Consider the following 6768-nt stretch of genomic DNA (forward strand, 5'->3'; position numbering starts at 1 on the left):
TTGCTGTTCCGCGCGTCTTTCTTCCCAATGTACGTCCCCAGGGGGGAGATAGGTAGCGGGATGTCGCCCCTCTTCGGGAGGAACTTCAGCCCCCTCTCGGACTCGCACGTGGCGCACTCGTCGACTACCAGGCCACATGTGGCGCATACGAGCTCGCCCTCGGGGTTGACCACCAGCTTCTCAGACCCGCAGTAGGGACAACGTAAAGACACACTTCCTTTACACCTATCTTTAAATATTTTCAAATCTTTTTCGGTGGTAAACAGAGCGCCACAAGCCACTAGCCATGCCTCCTGTCCGCTAGCGGGCGCAGATTTTTTAGCTAGCTACTTCTCTACCTCATGCGGGTGTGCCTAGTCTCCACCTCTATGGCGCCCCTCCCTCCCTGGAGGTTTACTGGCTACGGCGGGGCGGAGCTCATAGCCTACTACGCGTTGCTTGAGATGGCGGAGCTCGGAAAAACGGATTTGGTAGTGTTCGCCACTCCGCAGTCGTCTCTGCCAGAGGGGGTTAGGCACCTGCCAGTCCCTCCCTCTTACTTCGACTGGAGGGGGGAGAGAGGGCTGGCCAAGCGGTACAGGAGGGAGCTGTCTCTCTGCGACTACGTCATAGACATGTCCTCCACGGCGTCTGTGGCGGAGTGGGAGTTCCTCTACAGGCGCCCCACCGTGGTGGTGCGCAATGGCTACGACCTCTCCCGCCCGCTGACCGGGAGGTACAAGCTGGTGGTGTACACCCACGCGGTGAGGCGCTACGGAGAGGAGCTGGGCGTACGCGTCGACGGGGTCTGCAGGCCGACCGTGCGGGGCGAGTTCTACCAGGTGTCTAGAGAGCCAGGGAGGTACGTGCTGTACCTAGGCAGGCCCCACCCGTCTAAAGGCGTAGACTACGTCTTGAAGCTGGCGGAGCTCAACCCCTCAGTCAGATTCGTCCTGGCGTGGCGCCCCACGCTCCCAGACCACTTCCACTGGCACGCAGAGTACAGCAGAGTGGCCAAGAGGCTTCGGAACGTCTCGCTCCTCCTCCTCCCAGGCGGGGAAAGGGGGGAGCACGTCAAGAGGCAGTTGCTCTCCCGCGCGAAGCTCTTCGTCCAGCCCACCGTCTACCTCGAAGCCTTCGGCATGGCGATGGCGGAGGCCCTCGTCTCTGGCACGCCTGTCCTCACCACCACAGCTGGCTCCGGGCCGGAGCTTGTGGACAGCTCCACTGGCGCCCTCGCGAAAAACAGGCTCAACTTGGCGGAGCAGGCTGAGAGGTGGCGCGAGAAGCTCGGCGAGGCTGTAGACGTTGAGGAGCTCAACTCTTTATTTAGAGAGGCTTTGGAGAAGAAGTGGGACCGGGAGGAGGTTGCCCGAATCTCAAGAGAGAGGTTCAGAGGCATGGCGGAGTGCCTCCTCGGGCTATGGAGGTAGTCGCCATAGTCACGCCTCTAGGTGGCGACGGGCTTGTGCACCACGCCTTCACGCTCAGGCTCCTGGACATATACACAGCGCTCTCCCCCGTCGCGGGGGTGAGGGTGCTCTTCTCCAAGCACTACGCCGTAGACGTAGCCAGGGAGGCGGGTGTGGAGTACGCAGTCGCGCAGGGGGCGGCCAGGATCCTCTTCATAGACTCGGACATAGTGCCCACAGACGTGGCGGCGGTCCTCAAGCTCCTCGCCGCAGATCTGCCGTTTGTCTGCGGGGTGTACTGGGAGAAGAACCTGAGGGGGCTCAACCTCCACGTAAAGCACGGTGGCGCGTACACAAACCTCAGGGCGGCGCCACAGGGGATGTTCCCGGTGGACGTCTGCGGCCTGGGCTTCGCCCTGATAGACGCAGAGGTCTTCAAGTCGCTGGACCGCCCCTGGTTCTCCCTCAAGCCTATGGGAGAAGACGTCTACTTCGCAGAGAAGGCCAGGGCGATAGGAGTCAGGCCAGTAGCCGTGGGGGAGGCCCAGGCCCTCCACATAGTCGGCGGGAACCTCGCCCTGGCCCCAGACGGTCGGCTAATAAGCTTGGCCTCCTCTCCGTCATGAAATCTGGCCCAGTTTCAGCGTCTACGCCAAGCTCCGCCTATCGGTAGCTTTTTATATGTGAACCATAGTGTCGCGTGGTGAGAATACACAAGCCGAGCTATGAGGGTGGCGCCATCTACCACGGGCAGAGGCCCGCAACCTGCGAGCTCTCTATCCCCGGCCTCTTCATACAGGGGGTCGGGGCCAAGCTCTCTCTGGGGCTGTGGGAGATAGGTGGCACCCGCTCCGTTATCGCCATAGAGAAGCTATTGTCTTACATCTACCAGGTGGGTGGCCAGTCGAAGATCTACATTAGCATGGTCTGCCAGCTCGTCAGCCACGTGGCAGGTCTCAACCTTCAACAGACAGGGAGGGAGGAGGCCGAGCGCTTCTATGGCGTAGAGAGGCTGATGCCCATAGTCGTCTAGCCCCTCCACCAGAGACGTGGCAGAGAGAGGTTAGTTTTTAAAGAGGGGCGCTACAGAGCTGTGTGAGGGTACGCCCTCTAGGCCACGTATACGAGCACTCTCACAAGGTCTATTACGCCAAGAGGGAGATCTACGTAAAGGGTAGCGTAGGGCCACTCTCACTCGCTCTCACAGAAAGGGAGGAGATCTCGGTCTCCTATATTGACAGATACGAGGAAGTAGAAGAGATGGAGGTAAGCGAAGCTAAACTAGGACTCACAGTCTTCACCTCAGTATCTGTTCGAAACGAGCTGGAGCTACACCTCGACCTCTCCCATATAGGCGAAGAGAGCGAGCCAATTTCTCAACTCACGATCCGCATCAGTACCCCCTTTGTTTAGCTACCCCGAGTGACAGATACGGGACAGAAACGGCGCCCCAAGGCGCCTGCAGAAGAGGACAGTTAAAAACTGAACCACCTCCAACGAATTTTGTGAGGTCCGAGAAGCTTTCCTTCGTCTGGTTTCTCAACTACGCGTACACCCTGGTGAGGTATTTTGAAGGGAGGCGTAGAAAGAGCCTCCTCCTCCACCTGCGGTTTGGAGAGATCATGCCAGCCGCCAGAAGCAGGGTCGACGTATCGGAGACCGGGCTTTGGGTGGGCGACTCCGCTAGCCACTCTAAGCTACTGCTCTCCGCCACTCCGCCCCTAGCCGACGGAAGTACTGAAGCCTATGTCCTATACACAGAGGCGGTGCGGGGCAACCGCCTTGAGCTGTGGCACGAACCGTTTACACACCTCGTCGTCTAGCCAACCTCTCTTCTGCGTAGCGGCTAGGTGCGCCATGTGGATAGTGTCTAGAGGACTAGGGACGACGCCACCCTGGAGAGGGAGCTCGGGTTGCAGAGCCACACGCCTCCGCGCTCTAATATGGCCACCCGCGCCTCTGCCTCCACCAAGTTCGGCGACGTTAATTCGACACAGTGCTCTATTTTGTCGCGCATTTCGCAGGTATATATCCTGTATTCACTGTAGTACGACACGCTGAGATCCCTCACGCCCCCTCTCCCCCCTCTACACGAAGAGTTCCACATCCTGACTGTGAACGCGAAGTCGTAGATGGAGAGCTCGTTGCGGATGTTGGTGGTGTAGGCGTCGGCGAACTCCCAGTCCACCCTCGGGTTGCCAAAGAGGAAGTAGTGGGTAGGGACCTCTACGTAGTAGTAAAGCCCCTTCACGCGCACAGAGAGCAGGAGGGCCAGGAATTAAAAAGCGGGCGACAGACCGTTAGTGGGGTTCCCTGGGCCCAGGTAAAGCTTTTAAAAAGACGCCAGTCTAGGTGTGATGGGTAGCGTGACTGTAGCCGTATGGCGGGCGTGGGCCACTCCTGCCACGCTACGCAGAGAGGCGGGGGTAGCCAGGTACAAGGGGGCTGTATGAGGAAAGCATCGCCAAATTATTATTATGATGTAGAAGGGGTGCTTGGAGCCTCTGGTGTAGAATTGGTAGTAGGACTCTCTCTCACGCGGGACTTCGTAGAGGGTGACAAGGTATACGATCTCTTCACGTGGAGAAATTATAGAAGTGAAGGAGACTCGGAGTGGCTAGCGGCGGATCCTCTAGGCTTGAGTACTAGCGAGATTAGAAGACGGATCGCCCTTTTCTATTTCACAGATCTCCACTGGATGGAAGAGGTAGCCGAGATCGAGCTTGATAGGTATGTGGATAACTGGATGGAACACCTTTACGAGCTCTACAACTCCACAACCTCCCACATAGTCTTCTAGGCCACCAACGCCTTTTCAAGCACCGGGGCGCTGATGTCCTAGTGCCTACCGTCGTCTAGGCCCGCCAAAGGCCCCCGCCAGCCTCCCTAGGACGACAGCGGCGGGGAGGGCCAAAGAAGACTTTTAAGTGGCTGGCGGTTTAGGGCGCGTGAGGCTTAGCTACCTGGCCTCCAAACGTCGTAGTACTGCAGACGGGGAGGTGGTGTCCATATCGTCACACCCCCCGCCCGTCCACTCCTCAACGGCTTCCTACCTGTTCCTTCTCATGTTCTCTCTCAAGTGGTGGAGCGAATTCACCATCCGCTACTTTGAGGACGCAGAGGCAGAGCCGACGCGCGCCCACATCCTCAAGACTGTTGTCGAGGGTGGCTACGAGGCTACCGCAAAACCCACCATATCCGTGCTAGCCAGGGAGCTGGAGCAGGTGGCGTACCTAATGGCGGAGGGGGCTAGCAGGCTCCGCGTGTCCTCTAGCAGACACGAATACCTGGACAAGACCGGAGTCAGGCACGAGCCAGCCATCTACGTAGTCGTCTAGCCCGCATGAAGGGGCGCCACAAGACAAAATTTTAAACAGCGGCGCCGTCGCGTTCCGTGCGGGGCGCGTCGCCCAGCTACCACTCCCAGTACTACCAGTCTGCGGAAGCCCGGTCGGCGGAGGCTGGCCTGGAGGCGGACTTCCTCCTACTCACAATCGACCCCCTCTTCTCGTCTGTAGAGTGGAAGAGGATACCCGCCACCTCTCGGCGCGAGGCCGCCACGTGGCACAACAACGCCATATCCTACAACAGCGAAGGGGAGCTGGCCACCCTCTCCTCCTTCTCCTCCCCCTTTGTAGAAGACCTGCCACGGCTAAACGTCGTCTGCAAGGCAGGGAGAGAAAGAGCAGTGGGCCTCATGTCCGCAGACTCCGTACAGCTCGTCGTATAGTAGCTAGCCTCCTCTAGAGTATGTTTTTATAACATCGGAGAAATAGCTACGTGCGGCCTTCACAACTGGAGAGCTCCCGCCTGTCCGACGTGGACGAGTGGGAGGTGGCGGCCTCCTACGTCACCGCGCTCTTCGTCAGGAGGGAGTGGCTCCAGCTCTTCGTAGTGCTGGCCTCCGGACCTAGCGACTTCTCGTCGCAGGTCTGGGACTGGCGTAGCCGTATCTGGACCGAGGAGACTTCCGACAGCTCCCAGGCTATTGAAAACGCGGTCTCCCCCCTTATGGAGAAGACGACGGACACCAGCCTGGCGGGCAAAAACGTGGGCTATGGCAACCTCCTCAAGCTAATTGTAGGAGAGGCCGCTGTAATAGCCATATAGCTTTGTTGCAACGGGGCCCCCGTAAAGAAGTATTAAATACGGAAGAGTGTTACGGGACATGAGGGTAAAAAGCGTGCAACACTCCAGCGAGCGGGTCAACGGAGAGGCGGCTGGCGAGCGGGCGTACACGCCTCAGCCGCTCTACGCCTCCGCCGTACAACACGACTTCTCTCTTGAGCGGTGGGGTGAATACACCTTTCTTCTAGTGCGGAAGGCGGAGATCTTGAGAAGACGCGCTTGGGCTTTCGAGGTCTCCGGCTCGGTCCAGGCGGTGGCCTACTCACCCCTCGTGGCGGTGGAGCTATACGGCGCCTTTGAGGCGCGTTCCTCGAAGCTGGAAGACACGGCACTGTCGTCCTACATCCTCGCGACGTCTGCCTACCTACTGCTGTGAAGGTACTGCGGCTCGCCGACGGGAGAAGAGCAGAAGAGGCGCCCTTCTCTTAGTCGCCACGCCCACTAGCCCTCCCATACACGGCCCTCGTGGCAGATGGAAGAACGCCATGGAGAGAAGAGCTGGCAGAGACGGGGCGGGAGCGTTGAGCCCAGAGCTGGAGGGTTCTGCGTAAGGTTTTTAACCTCTCTCTGTCTTAAGATAGCGTGATTGGGCTCTACATCGGAAGGTTCGGGAACTCGTACTGGTGGGCTCTCTCTGACGGGGAGAACGCGTACCTCTACGAGCGGGGGCAACGCACGAAGTGGAAGAGCAAGTACAGAGGGCGCGTGGCGGTGGCGGAGCTACTGCAGATGTTCGGCAGGGAGCGCGTAGTGAGGGCGGCAGAGCGGGCTCTGGCGAAGTTGGCGCAACTGGTCGGCTCCGCCGCGCTTGTGAGGGCCCTCCCTCCAGACACAAAGACAGCCCTCGGCCAGCTAGTCGCCAGGGGGCTCTCCACGCTCCCGCCGAGGGCCCGTAAAGCCGCCGAAGAGGAGCTCGGCCAAGTCTTGTCGCTACTAGACGACGATGGCTAAAAGAGCTTGCAGAAGAGGGGGACATAGACGAGACGCAGAAGAAATGGCGCATTGGCAACTCAATAGACACCCCATCGGCGGTTGGAACTGATAGAGGCGTTGGCAAACCTCGCCCTTCAATGCTAGGAGGAGGTCAGAAATAGAGAAGCCTCCATAGAGGAGTTGCTGAGGTGGCCACGCTCAGGGCGCTGGGGAGGGACCCCACCACATGACTGGCGATTGCTGATGGTAGCATCTCTGTACGCTAAGCAGAACATTTTTTAGGTTCAGCCCATAGACAAGGAGTGAGAACGAAAGA

13 protein-coding genes are annotated in these 6768 nt (G+C 59.0%); 11 read left to right on the plus strand and 2 right to left on the minus strand.

Going from position 1 to position 6768, the window contains the following annotated elements; all coding sequences use genetic code 11:
* On the minus strand, positions 1–212 hold a 212-nt coding region (locus ACP5J3_RS09485), incomplete at its 3' end, for a TFIIB-type zinc ribbon-containing protein (RefSeq protein WP_428495465.1).
* A 129-nt stretch (positions 213–341) separates the two neighbouring features.
* Between ACP5J3_RS09485 and ACP5J3_RS09490 the strand changes: the two genes are divergently transcribed.
* From ACP5J3_RS09490 to ACP5J3_RS09510, 5 genes are all read left to right on the plus strand, one after another.
* Positions 342–1412: a glycosyltransferase family 4 protein gene (locus ACP5J3_RS09490; RefSeq protein ID WP_428495466.1), complete on the plus strand. Its 1071-nt coding sequence runs from the start codon at positions 342–344 to the stop codon at positions 1410–1412.
* Positions 1403–2017, plus strand: a complete 615-nt coding sequence (locus ACP5J3_RS09495) for a hypothetical protein (protein WP_428495467.1) — start codon at positions 1403–1405, stop codon at positions 2015–2017. Before ACP5J3_RS09490 ends, ACP5J3_RS09495 begins: the two co-directional genes overlap by 10 nt.
* A 74-nt stretch (positions 2018–2091) precedes the next feature.
* The gene (locus ACP5J3_RS09500; RefSeq protein ID WP_428495468.1) at positions 2092–2424 is read left to right on the plus strand and encodes a hypothetical protein; all 333 of its coding nucleotides are present in this window, start codon (positions 2092–2094) and stop codon (positions 2422–2424) included.
* 62 nt (positions 2425–2486) lie between these two features.
* A complete protein-coding gene (locus tag ACP5J3_RS09505) occupies positions 2487–2804 on the plus strand; it encodes a hypothetical protein (RefSeq protein ID WP_428495469.1) in 318 nt (105 codons plus the stop codon).
* A gap of 92 nt (positions 2805–2896) precedes the next feature.
* The gene (locus ACP5J3_RS09510) at positions 2897–3214 is read left to right on the plus strand and encodes a hypothetical protein (RefSeq protein WP_428495470.1); all 318 of its coding nucleotides are present in this window, start codon (positions 2897–2899) and stop codon (positions 3212–3214) included.
* A 47-nt stretch (positions 3215–3261) separates the two neighbouring features.
* On the opposite strand, the gene ACP5J3_RS09515 is transcribed toward ACP5J3_RS09510, so the two are convergent.
* Entirely contained in the window at positions 3262–3648 is a 387-nt protein-coding gene (locus tag ACP5J3_RS09515; RefSeq protein ID WP_428495471.1) for a hypothetical protein, read from the minus strand.
* Positions 3649–3906: 258 nt separating this feature from the next.
* On the opposite strand from ACP5J3_RS09515, the gene ACP5J3_RS09520 reads away from it, so the two are divergent.
* From ACP5J3_RS09520 to ACP5J3_RS09545, 6 genes are all read left to right on the plus strand, one after another.
* Positions 3907–4191: a hypothetical protein gene (locus tag ACP5J3_RS09520; RefSeq protein ID WP_428495472.1), complete on the plus strand. Its 285-nt coding sequence runs from the start codon at positions 3907–3909 to the stop codon at positions 4189–4191.
* A gap of 148 nt (positions 4192–4339) precedes the next feature.
* Complete coding sequence (locus tag ACP5J3_RS09525; protein WP_428495473.1) at positions 4340–4729, plus strand: hypothetical protein; 390 nt, start codon at positions 4340–4342, stop codon at positions 4727–4729.
* A 56-nt stretch (positions 4730–4785) separates the two neighbouring features.
* Positions 4786–5121, plus strand: a complete 336-nt coding sequence (locus ACP5J3_RS09530; protein ID WP_428495474.1) for a hypothetical protein — start codon at positions 4786–4788, stop codon at positions 5119–5121.
* A gap of 50 nt (positions 5122–5171) precedes the next feature.
* Positions 5172–5501 (plus strand): hypothetical protein, encoded by a 330-nt coding sequence (locus ACP5J3_RS09535; RefSeq protein ID WP_428495475.1) that lies wholly within the window; start codon positions 5172–5174, stop codon positions 5499–5501.
* A 58-nt stretch (positions 5502–5559) separates the two neighbouring features.
* Positions 5560–5895, plus strand: a complete 336-nt coding sequence (locus ACP5J3_RS09540) for a hypothetical protein (protein ID WP_428495476.1) — start codon at positions 5560–5562, stop codon at positions 5893–5895.
* A 206-nt stretch (positions 5896–6101) separates the two neighbouring features.
* On the plus strand, positions 6102–6470 hold the full coding sequence (locus ACP5J3_RS09545; protein WP_428495477.1) for a hypothetical protein: 369 nt from the start codon (positions 6102–6104) through the stop codon (positions 6468–6470).
* The last annotated feature ends 298 nt before the right edge of the window (positions 6471–6768 follow it).

The organism is Pyrobaculum sp. (genome assembly GCF_049971835.1).
In the GTDB taxonomy this organism is placed as follows: domain Archaea; phylum Thermoproteota; class Thermoprotei; order Thermoproteales; family Thermoproteaceae; genus Pyrobaculum.

Coding starts and splice junctions, on each gene's coding strand:
- ACP5J3_RS09490 (WP_428495466.1), top strand. CDS start 342: ATGCGGGTGTGCCTAGTCTCCACCTCTATGGCGCCCCTCCCTCCCTGG.
- ACP5J3_RS09495 (WP_428495467.1), top strand. CDS start 1,403: ATGGAGGTAGTCGCCATAGTCACGCCTCTAGGTGGCGACGGGCTTGTG.
- ACP5J3_RS09540 (WP_428495476.1), top strand. CDS start 5,560: ATGAGGGTAAAAAGCGTGCAACACTCCAGCGAGCGGGTCAACGGAGAG.